Annotated in this window: 13 protein-coding genes; 4 read left to right on the top strand and 9 right to left on the bottom strand. The window is 69.4% G+C overall.

Going from position 1 to position 15,119, the window contains the following annotated elements; all coding sequences use genetic code 11:
• Positions 1-291 precede the first annotated feature (291 nt).
• From ACO07Z_RS16325 to ACO07Z_RS16335, 3 genes are all read right to left on the bottom strand, one after another.
• The gene (locus tag ACO07Z_RS16325) at positions 292-2,331 is read right to left on the bottom strand and encodes an FAD-dependent oxidoreductase (RefSeq protein WP_421699662.1); all 2,040 of its coding nucleotides are present in this window, start codon (positions 2,329-2,331) and stop codon (positions 292-294) included.
• Positions 2,332-2,452: 121 nt separating this feature from the next.
• Complete coding sequence (locus ACO07Z_RS16330; protein WP_421699663.1) at positions 2,453-3,235, bottom strand: YoaK family protein; 783 nt, start codon at positions 3,233-3,235, stop codon at positions 2,453-2,455.
• Positions 3,236-3,343: 108 nt separating this feature from the next.
• A complete protein-coding gene (locus ACO07Z_RS16335; protein WP_421699664.1) occupies positions 3,344-4,315 on the bottom strand; it encodes a GlxA family transcriptional regulator in 972 nt (323 codons plus the stop codon).
• A 160-nt stretch (positions 4,316-4,475) separates the two neighbouring features.
• Here ACO07Z_RS16335 and ACO07Z_RS16340 point away from each other — a divergent pair, with 160 nt between their 5' ends.
• Positions 4,476-5,228, top strand: a complete 753-nt coding sequence (locus ACO07Z_RS16340; RefSeq protein WP_421699665.1) for a hypothetical protein — start codon at positions 4,476-4,478, stop codon at positions 5,226-5,228.
• A gap of 154 nt (positions 5,229-5,382) precedes the next feature.
• Here ACO07Z_RS16340 and ACO07Z_RS16345 read toward each other — a convergent pair whose 3' ends face one another.
• From ACO07Z_RS16345 to ACO07Z_RS16355, 3 genes are all read right to left on the bottom strand, one after another.
• Complete coding sequence (locus ACO07Z_RS16345) at positions 5,383-6,549, bottom strand: FAD-binding oxidoreductase (RefSeq protein ID WP_421699666.1); 1,167 nt, start codon at positions 6,547-6,549, stop codon at positions 5,383-5,385.
• Positions 6,550-6,734: 185 nt separating this feature from the next.
• Positions 6,735-7,994 carry an aromatic ring-hydroxylating oxygenase subunit alpha gene (locus ACO07Z_RS16350; RefSeq protein WP_421699667.1) on the bottom strand — a complete coding sequence of 420 codons (1,260 nt, stop codon included), beginning with the start codon at positions 7,992-7,994 and terminating at the stop codon, positions 6,735-6,737.
• A 186-nt stretch (positions 7,995-8,180) separates the two neighbouring features.
• Positions 8,181-8,969, bottom strand: coding sequence for a DUF4394 domain-containing protein (locus tag ACO07Z_RS16355; RefSeq protein WP_421699668.1), 789 nt, complete (start codon positions 8,967-8,969; stop codon positions 8,181-8,183).
• A gap of 166 nt (positions 8,970-9,135) precedes the next feature.
• Here ACO07Z_RS16355 and ACO07Z_RS16360 point away from each other — a divergent pair, with 166 nt between their 5' ends.
• Positions 9,136-9,705, top strand: a complete 570-nt coding sequence (locus ACO07Z_RS16360) for a sigma-70 family RNA polymerase sigma factor (protein WP_421699669.1) — start codon at positions 9,136-9,138, stop codon at positions 9,703-9,705.
• A complete protein-coding gene (locus ACO07Z_RS16365; RefSeq protein ID WP_421699670.1) occupies positions 9,702-10,427 on the top strand; it encodes an anti-sigma factor in 726 nt (241 codons plus the stop codon). Before ACO07Z_RS16360 ends, ACO07Z_RS16365 begins: the two co-directional genes overlap by 4 nt.
• Before the next feature lie 134 nt (positions 10,428-10,561).
• Here the strand turns inward: ACO07Z_RS16365 and ACO07Z_RS16370 are convergent, their stop codons facing one another.
• Positions 10,562-11,638, bottom strand: coding sequence for a helix-turn-helix domain-containing protein (locus ACO07Z_RS16370; protein WP_421699671.1), 1,077 nt, complete (start codon positions 11,636-11,638; stop codon positions 10,562-10,564).
• A 146-nt stretch (positions 11,639-11,784) separates the two neighbouring features.
• Here ACO07Z_RS16370 and ACO07Z_RS16375 point away from each other — a divergent pair, with 146 nt between their 5' ends.
• The gene (locus ACO07Z_RS16375; RefSeq protein WP_421699672.1) at positions 11,785-12,477 is read left to right on the top strand and encodes a hypothetical protein; all 693 of its coding nucleotides are present in this window, start codon (positions 11,785-11,787) and stop codon (positions 12,475-12,477) included.
• A gap of 8 nt (positions 12,478-12,485) precedes the next feature.
• Here the strand turns inward: ACO07Z_RS16375 and ACO07Z_RS16380 are convergent, their stop codons facing one another.
• Positions 12,486-13,538 carry a GlxA family transcriptional regulator gene (locus ACO07Z_RS16380; RefSeq protein WP_421699673.1) on the bottom strand — a complete coding sequence of 351 codons (1,053 nt, stop codon included), beginning with the start codon at positions 13,536-13,538 and terminating at the stop codon, positions 12,486-12,488.
• A 94-nt stretch (positions 13,539-13,632) separates the two neighbouring features.
• On the bottom strand, positions 13,633-14,997 hold the full coding sequence (locus tag ACO07Z_RS16385; RefSeq protein WP_421699674.1) for an L-serine ammonia-lyase: 1,365 nt from the start codon (positions 14,995-14,997) through the stop codon (positions 13,633-13,635).
• Positions 14,998-15,119: the final 122 nt, after the last annotated feature.

Genomic DNA, 15,119 nt, shown 5'->3' on the forward strand with positions numbered 1-15,119 from the left:
AAGGTTGGGTGAGGGGGAAGGGGCAAGCCCTCTCCCCATGGGGGAGAGGGTTGGGTGAGGGGGCCGGGGCGTAAGCCCTCTCCCCGTGGGGGAGAGGGTGGGGTGAGGGGGCCGGCCATGACGGCATGCGAGCCGGAATGGCGTTGGAGGTCCGCCGCCTCCGTCATCCCGGCCGAAGCCCGCAGGGGGGAGAGCCGGGACCGCGTGCCAGTTCTGCGCACGATTCCGGATTGGCCAGATGGCCGTCCGGGATGACGTTCCTTGGGCGTTTCCCTCGCGGCGATCATCGCCTCACAGATCCTTGCAGAGCCGGAGCGAATCATAGAGCGCGGCGTGGATATTGCGCCCGGTCCAGGCATCGCCGACGCGGTAGAGCGCAAAGCCCGGCTGGCCGGTCCAGCGCGGGGCGCGGCCGGAAATGAGCGCGTCGAGGTCGGTCTCGCCATCATTGATGGACGCGCCGCGCAGCGCCTCGAACAGGCCGTCAACGGGCAGCGTGCCGTAATCGACCACGACGCGGTCGACCACGCGCTCCTCTTCCGCATCGGTCATGGTGTTGCGCAAAGCGGCGATGAGGCGGTTGCCTTCGGGGTAGATCTCGATCAGCTCGGTATTCGGGGTCATGACCACGCCGAGCTTGTAGAGTTCGCGCAGATGCACGGGCTTGTTGGTGGTGCCGATCTCCTGCGCGATCTGCACGTCATGCGTCACCATCTCAACGAGGCAGCCCTTCTTCGCCAGCACCTCGGCGGTGGAGGCGGCGTTGTGGCCGCCGATCTCGTCGAACAGCAGCACCGAGCCGGTGGGCTCGATGCGGCCGGTGAGAATGTCCCAGGTGGAGACGGCGTGCTCGTGCCCCTTGGCATGGCCGAGATTGGGCACGCCGCCGGTGGCCATGATCACCGCATCCGGCGCCTCGGCGGCGATGTCTTCCGGCGTGGCGGCGCGGCCGAGGCGGATGTCGACGCCCTTCTTCTGCACCTGCGCATAGAGCCAGCGCGGAATGCCCGACAGCGCCTCGCGCCAGGTGGCTTTCGCGGCGATGTTGATCTGGCCGCCGACCACCGGCTCCTTCTCGAACAGCACCACGCTGTGGCCGCGCTCGGCGCAGACGCGGGCGGCCTCCAGCCCGGCCGGGCCGGCACCGACCACCACCACCTTGCGCGTCACCTCCGCCTTCGGGATGACGTGCGGCATGGTCGCCTCGCGCCCCGTCGCCGCGTTCTGCAGGCACAGCGCGTCGCCGCCGACATAGATGCGGTCGATGCAATAGCCGGCGCCGACGCATTGGCGGATGTCGTCGTCGCGGCCTTCCATCAGCTTCTTGACGAGATGCGGGTCGGCGATGTGGGCGCGGGTCATGGCGATCATGTCAACATGACCCTCGGCGACGGCGCGGGCGCCGGTGGCCAGATCCGTCACGCGCTGGGCGTGGAAGATCGGCACCTCCACCTCGCGCTTGATGGCGCTCGGCAGGTAGAGGAAGGGCGCGACGGGGAAGGACATGTTGGGCAGCGAGACGGCGTGGGACATCTCGTCCCGTGCCTGGCCGCCGACGATGTTGAGGAAGTCGACAAGGCCGAGGCGGGCATATTCCGCCGCGATGGCGACGCAGTCCTCATGGCTGAGGCCGTCGGCGATCATCTCGTCGCCGGACATGCGCATGCCGATGACATAGTCGTCGCCGGTGGCCTCGCGCATGGCGGTGAGCACTTCTTTGCCGAAGCGCATGCGGTTTTCCAGGCTGCCGCCATACTCATCCGTGCGCTGGTTGACCGAGGGGCTCCAGAACTGGTCGACGAGATGGCCATGGGCGGCGGAGATCTCGCAGCCGTCCAGCCCGCCCTCCTTGCAGCGGCGGGCGGCGTCGGCAAAGGCCTTCACCACGCGGCGTATGTCGTGTTTGTCCATGGCGCGCGGCACGGTGCGCGAGGCCGGCTCGCGCCGCACCGAGGCGGAAATGGTCGGCAGCCAGTTCTCCGTGTCCCACTTGGTGCGCCGGCCCATATGGGTAAGCTGGATCATCAGCTTGGCGCCGTGAGCGTGCACGCGCTCGGCGAATTGCTGGAAATAGGGGATGACGCTGTCGTCGGTGACGGAAATCTGGTTCCACGGCGCGGCGGGGCTGTCGATGGCGACCGACGAGGAGCCGCCGAACATGGTCAGCCCGATGCCGCCCTTGGCCTTTTCCATGTGGTAGAGCTGATAGCGCTCCTGCGGCTTGCCGTCCTTGCCGTAGCCCGGCGCGTGCGAGGTCGACATCACCCGGTTGCGGATGGTGAGGCCCTTGATGGTCAAGGGTTTGAGAAGTGCCTCGGCATTGGCGATCATGATGGTGGGCGCGCTCCTTCGCCGACGCATTCTAAACCCGACGCTGGCACGATAGGTCGCATGCGCCTATGCCGGACAGAAGATTTGCGCCATCGCGCCGGTAGCGTTGCGACCGAGCCGTTCAGCGCAGCAGGATGCGCAGCGCCGAGGGGCCGGCGAGCGCCAGAACCAGCAGCGCCAGCGGCACGGCGAAGACGAAGCCGACCTGGTTGAAGCCCACCGCGCCGACCACGCCGCCGACGAAGAAGGCGGTGAGGAAATAGCTGAGCAGCTTCAGCTTTTCCCGGTCCGCCAGCACCAGCGGCAGGCCGGTGCCGCGCCGGCGCCGGTTGGAATAGAACAGTTTGCCGAGTTCGATGCCGATATCGGTGACGATGCCGGTCATGTGGGTGGTGCGGATCTTGGCGCCCGACATCTTGGTGACGGTGGCGTTCTGCAACCCCATGATGAAGCACAGCACTGCCACGGCGAGGCCGAGCATGAGGGCGTGCTGGCGGGTGAACGGGCCGATGAGGGCGAAGGCCAGCAGCAGCAGCGCCTCCAGCGTCAGCGGCAGCGCGTATTCGCGGCCGGCGACATGCAGCCGGCCCCAATTGACCAGCACCGCCGAGGTGGCCGCGCCGAGCACGAAGGCGATGAGCGCGCCCATGCCGCCCAGCACGAGGTCCATCGCGCCGAGCACCGCATGGTCGGCGGCGGAGGAGATGATGCCCGACATGTGCGAGGTGTATTGCCCCACCGCCAGCAGCCCGCCGGCATTGGTGGCGCCGGCGACGAAGGTCATGGGCAGGCCGAGCCAGGCATCGGCAAGCGGCGTGCGCTCGGGCGCCAGCATGCCGGAGGTCAGGTCGCTGTAGCGGGCGGCCAGCCTGCGATAGCCGTTCGGGTTCACGGGCGCATTCATCGGCGCAGTCTCGGGGCGCGGCGCGTTTGAGGCGCCGCTGAAAAGGCAGTCACCCTGCACAATTAATACCACGCGCCGTGCCGCGCCAGTGCGGACGACGCCGGATCCTCACGCCCGGGCCGGCGCGGGGGCGGCGCCGCGCCGCTCGCGGCTGGGTGGGCGGCCGAAATGCCGGGCATAGGCGGTGGAGAAATGCGCCGCCGACTGGAAGCCGCAGGCGAGCCCGACATCAGTGACCGGCAGCGGCGAGAGGCGCAGCAATTCGCGCGCCCGCTCCAGCCGCAGCCGCAGCTGATAGGCCGCCGGGGTGACGCCGAGATGGCGCTGGAACAGCCGTTCCAGCTGGCGGGCGGAGACGCCGAGCCGGTTGGCGATGCCGGAAACGCCGAGCGGTTGCTCGATGGCGGCCTCCATCAACCGCACCGCGCGGGCGAGCGTCGGGTCGGGCAGCAGCGGGCGCGGGCGGGCCACCACCTTCTCCGCCCGGCGCGGGGCGCGGTCGACGATGAACTGTTCCGACACCTTGTCGGCCAGCGTCCGGCCGGCCTTGGCCTCGATCAGGGTGAGCATCATTTCCAAGGGGGCGATGCCGCCGGTGCAGGTCAGCCGGTCGCGGTCGATGACGAAGGCTTCCTCGACGAAATCGATCTGCGGGAATTCCTCGCGAATGGCCGGCAGGTTCTCCCAATGCACGGCACAGCGATAGAAATCGAGCAGCCCCGCCTCCGCGAGCACGAAGCTGCCGGTGCACAGCGCGCCGAGCGCCACCCCGCGCCGGCCGAGCCGGCGCAGCATGTCGGCCACCGCTGGGGTGGCGGCGTGGCGCACATCGATGCCGCCGCACACCAGCAAAAGATCGAGCGGGCCGGCTTCCGCCAGCGCCACCGTTGGGGAGAGGGTGAGGCCGTTGCTGGCGGTGGCGGGCGTGCCGTCCGGTGTGACGATGCGCCAGGAATAAAGCTCCCCCTCCGCGACATAATTGGCCATGCGCAGCGCTTCCAGCGCGTTGGCGCAGGCGATCATCGAATGGTTCGGCAAAGTGAGGAAGCCGATGCGGGTCAGCGAGGCGGGATCGAGCACGTGAGGGCACCCGGAAAGTTTGCCGAAGGTTGCGCGGCGATCATGTTGGGAAATGGGCGCGCAGGATTACCCCCGCTTCGTCACCGACTGGCACCAATCATGCCGCAAAATGGTCGCCAACGCAGGCGGAAATGCGCCGAGATAAAAGGGGATTCCGTCCATGCGCTCTTTCCTGCGCTCGCGCTCCAGCTTCCAGTCTTCGCTGACCGGCCGCCTCATGCTGCCGGTGGGCTTCGCGCTCGCGGTTGCCGCCGGCACCTATGTGGTCGCCGAAGGCAGCGGCTATGCGCGTGGCAAAGCGGAACAGGCCGGCGCGCAGCAGGCGCAGGAGAGCGTGAAGACGCTGGCCCGGCTGGTGGCGGTGCCGCTCGACATGAGCGAGGAGCCGACCGAGAAGGGCGACCAGCTCGACATTCCCACCATGATCCGCGCCATCGAGCCCGGCGCGGTCTACAAGCCGCCGCAGAAGACCGCCAAGCCTGCTGCGACGTCTGCCGCGACGCGCACGACCCATGCCGGCGCCGCGCCGCTTTCCAGCGACATCACCGTCGCCGACCTGCCGGCGGGCGTGGAGCGTTTCGACCAGTGCGGCGCGCGCTGCGACAGCCGCGACCCGATGGTGCGAAACGCGCCCGCGCCCGCCCCGGTGGCTGGCAGCGCCGCTCCGGCCGCTCCGGCCCCTTCCGCCGCACCCGCCTCGGTCGGTCGGCCGCTCGATCTCGCCGCCGCCGAACCGGGCGTGCTGCCGCCGGCCCCGGTGGTCGCCCGCGAGAGCGAGAAGAAGGAAGGCTTCCTCGGCCTGCCGCCCATTCCCACCGCCACCGAGATCGTCGACCGCACGGTGGAGGGCACCAGCCGCGCCTATGACGGCATGAAGCAGGCGGTGAACGGCGCGCTCGATCTCTGGCGCTGAAACGCCGGTTGAGCCGCTTCCTCAATAAGCGTCATCCCGGTCGGTGCCGAAGGCGGTGAGCCGGGATTGTTCCCCCTAGCTGCATGGCGATCCCGGACAGGGCCTGCGGCCCTTCCGGGATGACGCTTTACTGTCCGGTGCGGGCGGCAACCGCTCAGCGGTCCACCACCAGATTGCTGGTCGGCTTGGAACAGCACAGCAGCGCCATGCCCGCATCGATTTCGCGCTGGCGAATGCCGCCGCCATGCTTCATCTCGACCGTGCCCTCGATGAGCTTCGACTTGCAGGTGCCGCACAGCCCCTTCGAGCAGGAGGAGGGGAGGCGCACCCCGGCGCGGCGGGCGGCGTCCAGCACGAACATGTCCGAGCGGCACTCGATGCTGCGCTTCTGCTTGGCGAACTCCACCGTATAGGTGACGACAGGCGCTTCCAGCGCCTCCGGCACCGCCTGCAGCAGTTCGGCCGAAACCACCTCCGCCGCCACCTCGGGTTCGGCCCTGGCGAGTTCGGCGAAGTCGAAGCTCTCCTCATGGTGGCGGGCCATGTCGAAGCCCGCGCTCTTCAGCATCTCCCGCACTGCCTTCATGAACGGCGCCGGGCCGCAGACGAAGACTTCGCGCTCGCGAAAATCGGGCGCGACATGTTCGAGCACGCCAAGGCTCACCCGGCCGCGCAGGCCGTGCCACGGGGCGCGCGGGCTGTCGGCCTCGCAGACCGGGGCGAAGCGGAACACGCCGGGCTGGTTGCGCGCCATCAGTTCCAGCTCGTCGCGGAAGATGATGTCGGCGGGCGAGCGGGCGGCGTGGACGAAGACGATGTCGCGCGGCTCGGCGAGGTCGTGGAAGGTGCGGGCCATCGACATGAGCGGGGTGATGCCGCTGCCGCCCGACAAGAACAGATATTTCGGCGCCGGCGCGGCCTTGCCCTCGATGAAGCAGGAAAACTCGCCCATCGGCCCGACCGCGCGCAGCGTGGAGCCGACGCGGACATGGTCGTGCAGCCAGTTCGACACCGGCCCGCCGGGCACGCGCTTCACCGTGATGGCGAGCGTGTGCGGGCGGGTGGGGGCGGAGGCGATGGTGTAGCAGCGATTGATGGTCTCGCCGCCGATCTCCAGCTCCAGCGTGAGGAACTGGCCGGGCTGGTAGTGGAACTGGCACGGCTCCTTCGGCGCCAGCACGAAGGTCTTCACATCCGCCGTCTCGTCGCGGATGGCGAGGACGGTGAGCGCGTCATCCGCCTCCGGGTTCCACGCCTTGAGGGCGCCGGCGAGGCGCGGGGCGGCGGGTTCGGGCGAGACGGTGGGGGTGGGCGCGTGCATGGGGGCGGGTTCCGATTATGAGCGACTGTCCCGGTGGATCAGCCATGCGCCCTCTCCCCGACGGGGAGAGGGGTGGGGTGAGAGGGCTGTGCTTGGGCCGTCGCGCAACCCCTCACCGGCCCGCTTCGCGGGCCACCTCTCCCCAATGGGGAGAGGATGAGAGGACGTTCAGGCGTCTGGCCGCCTCACCGTCCCAGATGTTCGCTCATCCGGTTGACGTACCAGTTGCAGAACTTGTCCACGAGCATCTCGGTGTGCGGCGAATAGGGGCCGGGCTCATAGGCCGGGCTGCGCGCGCCGGTCTGGCAATAGCCGACCAGTTCCGAATCCTGGTCGTTGGTGGCGTCCCACACGCCGGTGAGGTTCTCGATCGTGTAGTCGACACCCTCGACCGCGTCCTTGTGCACCAGCCATTTGGTGCGCAGTAGCGAGCGCTCGGCGTCGAGCGGCAGCACCGAGAACACCACGGCGTGGTCGGACATGAAGTGGTGCCAGCTGTTGGGCTGGGTCCAGAAATGCAGCGCCCCGTGCTTGGGGTCGTTGATCTTGCCGAGCAGCTTCTTGCACGCGGCTTCGGTGCTGTGGGTGTGGCTCTCGCCGGCGCCGGCGAGCGGCAGGCGCTCGGTGCGGAAGCCGGTGGCCATGTCGTCGAGATGCTCCATCAGCGTGGAAGGGAAGCCGCAGCTTTCCCATTCCTTGTGGCTGTCCTTGAGCAGCTTGTCGTAATCCTCGGCTTCCTTGCGCTCATGCTCGTCGAGCTCTTCCGGCGCGAAGCCGAAGCCATAGGCGAAGAGCGGCACGGTCAGCTCGGGATGGTTGCCCGCGCAGTGATAGCACTCGCGGTTGTTCTCCATGGTGAGCTTCCAGTTGCCGGGCTCGATGATGTCCTTCTCGAAGGCGACCTTGGCGTTCTTCAGGTCGTGCGGGGCGAGATAGGGCGCCATCTTCGCCGCCATCACCTCGAAATCCGCCGGCGGTTCGTCGGCGAGGCAGACGAAGAGCAGCCCTTCCAGCGAGCGCACATGCACCGGCTTCAGCCCATGGCAGGAGGCGTCGAAGCCCTCGCCCATATGCGAGGCGGCGAGCAGCTTGCCGTCGAGGCCATAAGTCCAGGAATGGTAGCGGCAGACGAGATTGCCCACCGTGGTCTTGTAGTCGTGGACGATCGGCGCGCCGCGGTGGCGGCAGACATTGTGGAAGGCGCGCACCTCGCCATCATCGTCGCGCACCAGCACGATGCTGGTCTGGCCGATGTTCAGAGTCATGGCGTCGCCCGGCTCGGGAATGTCGGGGTCGACGCCGACGAAGAGCCAGTGATGGCCGAAGATGATGTCGAGGTCCGCCGCGAAGATCTCGGGGCTGGTGTAGAACGGCGCTTCCAGGCTGTAGCCCGGCTTGCGGCGGCGCAGCAGCGCTTTGAGCGGGGTGGCGGTGGAATCGAGCATCGTCTGTTCTCCCTCGCGCGGGTGCGGCCCGCTTGTCGTCTGGAATTGTTCGACACAAGTGCGCCGCCGACTTTCACCGACGCGACAGACAATTTGCTGGACGCGACATTCCACCGCGCCGCCACGCAGAAAGGGCGGCGCGTCGCCGCGCCGCCCTCTCCGTGGCGTGACAGGAGCGTGGAAGGCTCACATCGCCGGCAGGATGGCGATGTCGTGCACCTTGCCCGCGACGCCGGCGATCTTGCCCACCGCGGTGGCCTTGCCGGTAGCAAGATCGACCGCATAGAGCGTGTCGCCCGCCATCAGCCAGCCCTCATTGGCGCCGGCCGCCGTCGTGACGATGTCGAAGGCGTAGCTGTCGCCGGTGACGCCGAGCTTGCCGACGGAATTGAGCACGCCGTCATTGGGCGGGGCCTGCTTGACCAGCGTGCCGGCGGTGGCGTCGATGTCGTAGAGCGCGGTCTCCTTCGCGCCCTTCACCGAATTGGTATAGGCGCCGGCGACAACCTTCGCGGCCTTGCCCTTGTGCATGTCGCCCTCGGCGTATTTCAGCACGCCGTCCGTCGTCACCTTGCCGTCGTCGACATTGGCGCGAAGATTGGTGCCGTCGCTGCCGATGACCCGCAGCCGGTCGGCCACCGGGTTGAAGTCGACCGTGGCCATGGTGCCGGCCGGGAGCATGGTGGAAAGCGTGGACTTCTTCATCGCCTTGCCGCTGGCGGGATCGATGGTGACCACCGTGCCGTCGGCGAACAGGCCGTAAAGCATGCCGTCGGCCGGGCGCACATCAATGCCGACGAGCTTGCCGTCGCCGGTGACTTTCACCGGCGTGCCCGCCTTGGCGGCCTTCACGTCCACGATAGCGATCATGTTGCCGTCCAGCAGGGCGGCGACGGATTGCGCCTGCGCGCCGGTGGTGGCAAGGGCGAGGCCGGTGACGGCGCTGAAGGTGAGGGCGATCATCGAGCTTTTCATGGTGGCGAACTCCGTTTCGCGCCGAACCTGTGTCGGCTGGGACGGAGCGGCTACACGCGGGAATCGCCGGCGGATGCAGCGACCTGTGAAAAAATCTCTTCTCGCTGCATCCGAAACCGAGGACGGGGCGTAAGAGTATCAGGCCTTACCTTGCGGGAGCCGCCCGATGACGACCCTGCTGCCCATGCTTGAGGCCGCCGCCGAAGACGACCTTGCCGAGGCGTTGCGCGCCTGCGCGCGCGGCGAGCGTGCCGGACTGAATCGTCTCTATGACCGGCTGGCGCCAAAGATGACCGGCGTCGCGCTGCGCATGCTGCGCCGGCGTGATCTCGCCGACGAGGTGGTGCACGACACCTTTCTGCGCATCTGGGACAAGGCCGACAGCTTTGATCCCGCTCGGGGCAAGGCGACCTCCTGGGCCTTCGCTATCCTGCGCAACACCGCGCTGAACGCGCTGCGCGGTGAGGGACGGATGGAATCGGTCGGCGATTTCGAGGCGATCGAGCCGGCCAGCGAGGCGGCCGACGCCGAGGCGCTTGTCATGGCGCTCTCCGAGGCCAGCGCGCTGCGGCGCTGCCTCGACCGGCTGGAGCCGCTGCGGCGCCGGGCGATCCTGCTCGCCTATATGCGCGGGCTGACCCATGGCGAGCTGGCGGGAAGGCTCGGCGTGCCGCTCGGCACCGCCAAGGCCTGGATCCGCCGCAGCCTGCTCACCCTGCGGGAGTGCATGACATGAGCGCCGACGAGCGCGACCGTCTGGCAAGCGAATATGTGCTCGGCCTGCTCGACGCGGAGGAAATGCGCCGCTGCGAGGAAAGGCTGGCGCGCGATGCCGCGCTGGCGCTGCAGGTGGAAGTGTGGCGGGCGCGCCTCGCCGAACTCGACGCCACCGCCGCGCCGGTGACGCCCGATCCGGCGCTGTGGCCGCGCATCGAGGCGGCGCTGGCGGTGCCGACACCGAAGGCGGCGCGCCCGGCGCCCGCCCGCCCCGCGCGGCTGGCGGCGTGGTGGGAGAGTCTCAGCCTGTGGCGCGGCTACGGGCTGGCGGCCTCGGCCGCGCTTGTGCTGCTCGCGCTCGGTGTCGCCCATCTGGCGCGGCAGGCGGCGCAGACGCCGGTACTGGTGGCGGTGCTGCTCTCCGACCAGAGCCAGCCGGCGGCGGTGGTCAACGCCTTCCGCGACGGGCGCACCGAGCTGCTGGCGCTGAGCGCGCTGAAGGCGCCGGAGGGCAAGTCGCTGCAGGTATGGACGCTGTGGGACCGCGAGCGCGGCCCGGTGTCGGTCGGCCTCTTGGAGGCGCTGCGCAATGTCGAGCTGAATGTCGCGGGCCTGCCGGCCCCGGCGGCGGAACAGCTCTATGAGGTGACGCTGGAACCCGAAGGCGGTTCGCCCACCGGGCGGCCGACCGGGCCGATCCTGATGAAGGGCAATGCCAGCCGGACCGAGACGGGGATTTAATTCGTTGATTTAGCGCGTTTTCTTCACGCGAACCGGTGCCCACTTCCCTCGAAAACACTCTGTGCGCCTGCAGTCTCTCAGCCGGTGGTCGGCGACGCTCTGCCCCGCTACTGGCGCGCGGGTGACCCCGCGCCTTAGGACGGCGCGCGTTCGCGCCGCCACGCCGTCGGGCTGGTGCCGGTGACGCGGCGGAATTCGCGGTTGAAGTTGGACTTGGTGAGGAAGCCGGCGTCCAGCATCACCCGCGTCACCGGCAGATCGGTGCCGGCGAGAAGGCGCTGCGCCTCCGCCACGCGCAGGTCGTTCACATAGTGCGAGACGCTGATGCCGTGGGTGCGGTTGATCGCCTGCGACAGCCGCCGCGCGGGAAGGGCGAGCCGGCGGGCGAGGCGGCCGAGATCGAGGTCGATCTCGGTGTAGAGCCGGCGTTCGGCCATCAGCGTGCCGAGGGCGGCGAGGATGGCGGCGTCTTGCGCCGATTCGTCGGACGGGGTGCCCTCCGGCGCGGTCCGCTTCTGGTCCGGGTTTGCCGCCGCTTCGTCCGGTGCGGCGAGGGGTGCGGGCGGCGCCTCGCGGTCGGGGGCGGCGGAATCGGCGGCGGCGGCGGCGGCGCCCAGCACCAGCAGCGCCAGCATGTTGAAGCTGGCGATCATCGCCGGCGTGTAGCGTCCGCCGCTCACGTCGAGGTCCAGCGAGATCAGCATATCCGTCAGCGCCGAGCCGATGAGCGCGGCGGCCGTGAGCACCAGCGCGCGATAGGAACGCAGCGTGCCGTCGAGACGGGCGCCGATCAGCCCGTCCGGGCCTCTTCGGGCGAGCCAGCCCAGCGCGCCGCCATAGGCGAGAAACAGCGTGACGATCACCGGGCCGATGGGTGCGGGCTGCCAGAGAAACAGCGCCGCCACGGTGAGCGGCGGCAGCAGGAGGTGCGGCCACAGGCGTGCCGGACGCTGCGCGTCATCCTCGGCAAGGCTGCGGAAGGCGGCATAGGCCAGCGGCGCGATGAAGCTGGCCAGCAGCGCCTGGAAGGGCTGCACGGCGCGGATGTCATAGCCCCAGCGCAGGCCGACCAGCACCGACTGGACGGCATAGGCGAGGATGAGGGCGAGAAACAGCGCGTGCGGGCGCCCGCCCTCCGCGCCGCGCACGAGGCGGAGCGCCAGCAGGAGGAGGATCAGCGCGACGACGAAGGGCAGCGGAACGAAGATCATGGAGGCGACGGGGGTGGAGCGGCGGCGACAACCGCACGGTTCTGACCCGGATCGCGCATCAGGTCGACCTGAAACGCGATCCGGGTCGCGAGCAACACGGGAACGGGCGAGGACGGTGGCTCACCAACCAAACGGATGTGCCCGCCATGAAAACGCTGTTCCTCATCCTCGCCGTGCTGCTGGCCGGCGGGGTGCTCGCGCACGCCGACGACAGGCGGCTCGACCTTTCCGGCATTGAGAGGGTGGAGATCGCGGGCGACGCCGCCATGGTGCGGCTGACCGCCCGGCCCGGTGAGGGGGCGCAGGCGCGGCTCACCGAACGCCGCACCGGCTGGTTCGCCCGCTGGTATTCGAGCTGGTTCTTCAACGACTGCCGCACAGGCAGCCGCCTATGGGTGGAGGGCACGGTGCTGCATGTCGAGGCGCACAGCCCGTCCCTGCTCGAATCCTCCGACTGCGCCGTCGAACTCACCGCCAGCCTGCCGCCTGACGTGTCGGTGGCGATCACGCTCGCCGCCGTGGACGCGCGGCTCGAGGGCCGCTTCGCCGCGCTCGACACCCAGACGCGCGCCGGTGACCTGACGCTCACCGGGGCGGTGGAGCGCATCGACCTGCGCGGGGCGGCGCTGCGCGCGCGTCTCGACCTCAGCGATGCGCCGCGCAGGGTGAACCTCGCCGTCGGCTCGCTCGACGCCGAGATCACGCTGCCGGCGCAGGCTTCGGTTGGCTGGCAGGTGGATGCCAAGGCGGCACTGGTCGACACGGCACGCGCCAATGACCGCGACGGCGCCACCCAGCTGCGTGTCGCCGCCGATTATCTGCGGCTGGCGATCCGATAAGCCTGCGCTCAGTCGAACAGCCGCTGGCCGGCGACGCTCTGCACCGCGACGGGCGCGCGGGCGCGGGCATCAGACGGGGTGAAGCCGTGCTGCGCCTTGAACTGGCGGGAGAAATGCGCGCAGTCGGAAAAGCCGGCTTCCAGCGCGATATCGGTGACCGAGCGGCCGGTGGTGTCCAGCAGGAAGCGGGCATAGCGCAGCCGCAGCCGGCGGTAGAACTCCGCCGGGCGCTGGCCCATCACCGTCTGGAACAGGCGTTCGAGCTGGCGGGTGGAGAGCTGCAGCCGGCGGGCGATGTCGGCGATGGGCAGCGGGTCGGCGAGGTGCTGCTCCATCATCAGCAGCGCCCGGCGCACGCGGTCATCCGCCACCAGATCGGCAATGGGCGGGTGCGGCTGGGATTCGGTGCCGGGGCGCTGGCGGTCCAGCAGCAGCACGTGCCGGCTCTTCTGGGCGATGGAGCGGCCGAGGAACTTCTCCACCAGCGCGGTGGCGAGATCGGCCGCGCCGCCACCGCCGGCGCAGGTGATGCGGTCGCCATCGATGACATAGAGCCGGTCCGCCACCGGGGTGTGGTGGGGGAATTCCTCCATGAAGTCCTGATAGTGATACCAGGACACGCAGCAGCGCCGGCCGGTCATCAGCCCGGCGCGGGCGAGCACGAAGGAGCCGGTGCAGACGCCGACCAGCGGCACGCCGGCACGGGCGGCGCGCTTCAGATAGGCGATGCTCTCCTCGTCCAGCTGCTGGCCGCCATGCAGCAGGCCGCCGACGACGATGATGTAGTGGAAGTTCGTGGGGTCGGCGAGCGGGCCGGAGGGCGCCACCGTGATGCCGCAGCTGGCGCGGATCGGCTCCTGGCGCGAGGACATCACCTGCCAGCGCGCGAGGATGGGGCGCGAGCGGTCGCCATCATCGGCGGCGAGGCGCAACTGGTCGACCATCAGCGAGAAGGCCGAGAGGGTGAAATTATCGGCCAGGATGAAGCCGACATTCAGCACCGGCGCCGCCGTGCTGGACGCGCTCGTCATGGCCAGAGAGGGGGGACGCTGCTGGTTCATGGCCTGCTCCTCGCCCCAGCATAGCAAATTTGCGGCGTCAGGTCGCACCAGCTGTGCGGTGGGTTGAGGCTTCCTCGGCGGCGGCATGGGCGGCTCAGCATTCCGGCAGGTTCACGGCGAGGCCACCCAGCGAGGTTTCCTTGTATTTCGACGCCATGTCGCGGCCGGTCTCGCGCATGGTGACGATCACCTTGTCGAGCGAGACGATATGCGTGCCGTCGCCATGCAGCGCCAGCGAGGCGGCGTTGACCGCGCTGATGGCACCAAAGGCGTTGCGCTCGATGCAGGGCACCTGCACCAGCCCGCCAATGGGGTCGCAGGTCATGCCGAGATGGTGCTCCATGCCGATTTCGGCGGCGTTTTCCACCTGCGCCGGGGTGCCGCCCAGCGCGGCGGCGAGCCCGCCCGCCGCCATGGAACAGGCGACGCCGACCTCGCCCTGGCAGCCGACCTCGGCGCCGGAGATGGAGGCGTTGATCTTGAACAGCGCGCCGATGGCGGTGGCGGTGAGCAGGAAGATGTGCAGCCCCTCGCGGTTCGCCCCGGGGCAATGGTCGCGGTAATAGCGCAGCGTCGCCGGCACCACGCCGGCCGCGCCATTGGTCGGGGCGGTGACGACGCGCCCGCCGGCAGCGTTTTCCTCATTCACCGCAATGGCGTAGAGGCTGACCCAGTCCATGATCTCATGCGGGGTCGGGGCGTTGCGGGCGAGCAGGCTGTCGCGGATCGCCTTGGCCCGGCGCTTCACCTGCAGCCCGCCGGGCAGCTCGCCCGAGGTGGAAAGGCCGCGGTCGATGCAGGCCATCATCGCCTCGACCACGCCGTCGAGCCGCGCCTCCACCTCGGCCGGCGCGCGGCGGACGCGCTCATTGGCGAGCACCAGCTCGGCGATGGAGAGGTTCTCGCGCGCCGCATAGGCCAGCAGCTCGCGGGCATTGCGGAACGGGTAGGGCAGGGCGGCCTCATCCGCGGCCGGCGGCTGGCCGACCTCCGCCTCCGGCACCACGAAGCCGCCGCCGATGGAGCACCAGCGCGCCTCGGACAGCGGCGCGCCATCCGCCGCGAAGGCGCGGAAGGCGAGCGTGTTCGGGTGCTGCGGGGTGGGCGAGACGCCATCGAACACGATGTCGCGCGCAGGTTCGAAGCGGATGCTGTGGCTGCCGCCGAGCGGCAGGCGACCGTCTTCCGCCACGCCGGCGACGAGCAGGTCGGCGCGGTCGGGATCGACATTGCGCGGGTGCAGGCCGGCAAGGCCGAGGATCACGGCCTTGTCAGTGCCATGGCCCTTGCCGGTCCAGGCGAGCGAACCGTAGAGCACCACCTCCACGCGGGCGGTGCGCGCCAGCACTCCCTCGGCCGCGAGGCCCTCAGTGAAGCGCAGCGCGGCCAGCATCGGCCCCACCGTGTGCGAGGAGGAGGGGCCGATGCCGATCTTGAAGAGCTCGAAGGCACTGATCATGGACGCTTAACCCGGTTCGTCATCCCGGCCGGAGCGGAGCGGAGAGCCGGGACCGCTCTCCGCCCGGCAACGATCCCGGATCGGCCTGCGGCCGTCCGGGATGACGTTGACCATGTGGTGTC

Origin of the sequence: Ancylobacter sp. (assembly GCF_965229075.1) — a bacterium.
Taxonomy (GTDB): Bacteria; Pseudomonadota; Alphaproteobacteria; order Rhizobiales; family Xanthobacteraceae; genus Ancylobacter.

Bases quoted from the DNA above. Each gene is read 5' to 3' on its own strand.
- ACO07Z_RS16370 (WP_421699671.1), bottom strand. From the start codon at position 11,638: ATGATCTTCGTTCCGCTGCCCTTCGTCGTCGCGCTGATCCTCCTCCTG.
- ACO07Z_RS16345 (WP_421699666.1), bottom strand. From the start codon at position 6,549: ATGCACGCGCCCACCCCCACCGTCTCGCCCGAACCCGCCGCCCCGCGC.
- ACO07Z_RS16375 (WP_421699672.1), top strand. From the start codon at position 11,785: ATGAAAACGCTGTTCCTCATCCTCGCCGTGCTGCTGGCCGGCGGGGTG.
- ACO07Z_RS16350 (WP_421699667.1), bottom strand. From the start codon at position 7,994: ATGCTCGATTCCACCGCCACCCCGCTCAAAGCGCTGCTGCGCCGCCGC.
- ACO07Z_RS16380 (WP_421699673.1), bottom strand. From the start codon at position 13,538: ATGAACCAGCAGCGTCCCCCCTCTCTGGCCATGACGAGCGCGTCCAGC.
- ACO07Z_RS16360 (WP_421699669.1), top strand. From the start codon at position 9,136: ATGACGACCCTGCTGCCCATGCTTGAGGCCGCCGCCGAAGACGACCTT.
- ACO07Z_RS16385 (WP_421699674.1), bottom strand. From the start codon at position 14,997: ATGATCAGTGCCTTCGAGCTCTTCAAGATCGGCATCGGCCCCTCCTCC.
- ACO07Z_RS16365 (WP_421699670.1), top strand. From the start codon at position 9,702: ATGAGCGCCGACGAGCGCGACCGTCTGGCAAGCGAATATGTGCTCGGC.
- ACO07Z_RS16330 (WP_421699663.1), bottom strand. From the start codon at position 3,235: ATGAATGCGCCCGTGAACCCGAACGGCTATCGCAGGCTGGCCGCCCGC.
- ACO07Z_RS16355 (WP_421699668.1), bottom strand. From the start codon at position 8,969: ATGAAAAGCTCGATGATCGCCCTCACCTTCAGCGCCGTCACCGGCCTC.
- ACO07Z_RS16325 (WP_421699662.1), bottom strand. From the start codon at position 2,331: ATGATCGCCAATGCCGAGGCACTTCTCAAACCCTTGACCATCAAGGGC.
- ACO07Z_RS16340 (WP_421699665.1), top strand. From the start codon at position 4,476: ATGCGCTCTTTCCTGCGCTCGCGCTCCAGCTTCCAGTCTTCGCTGACC.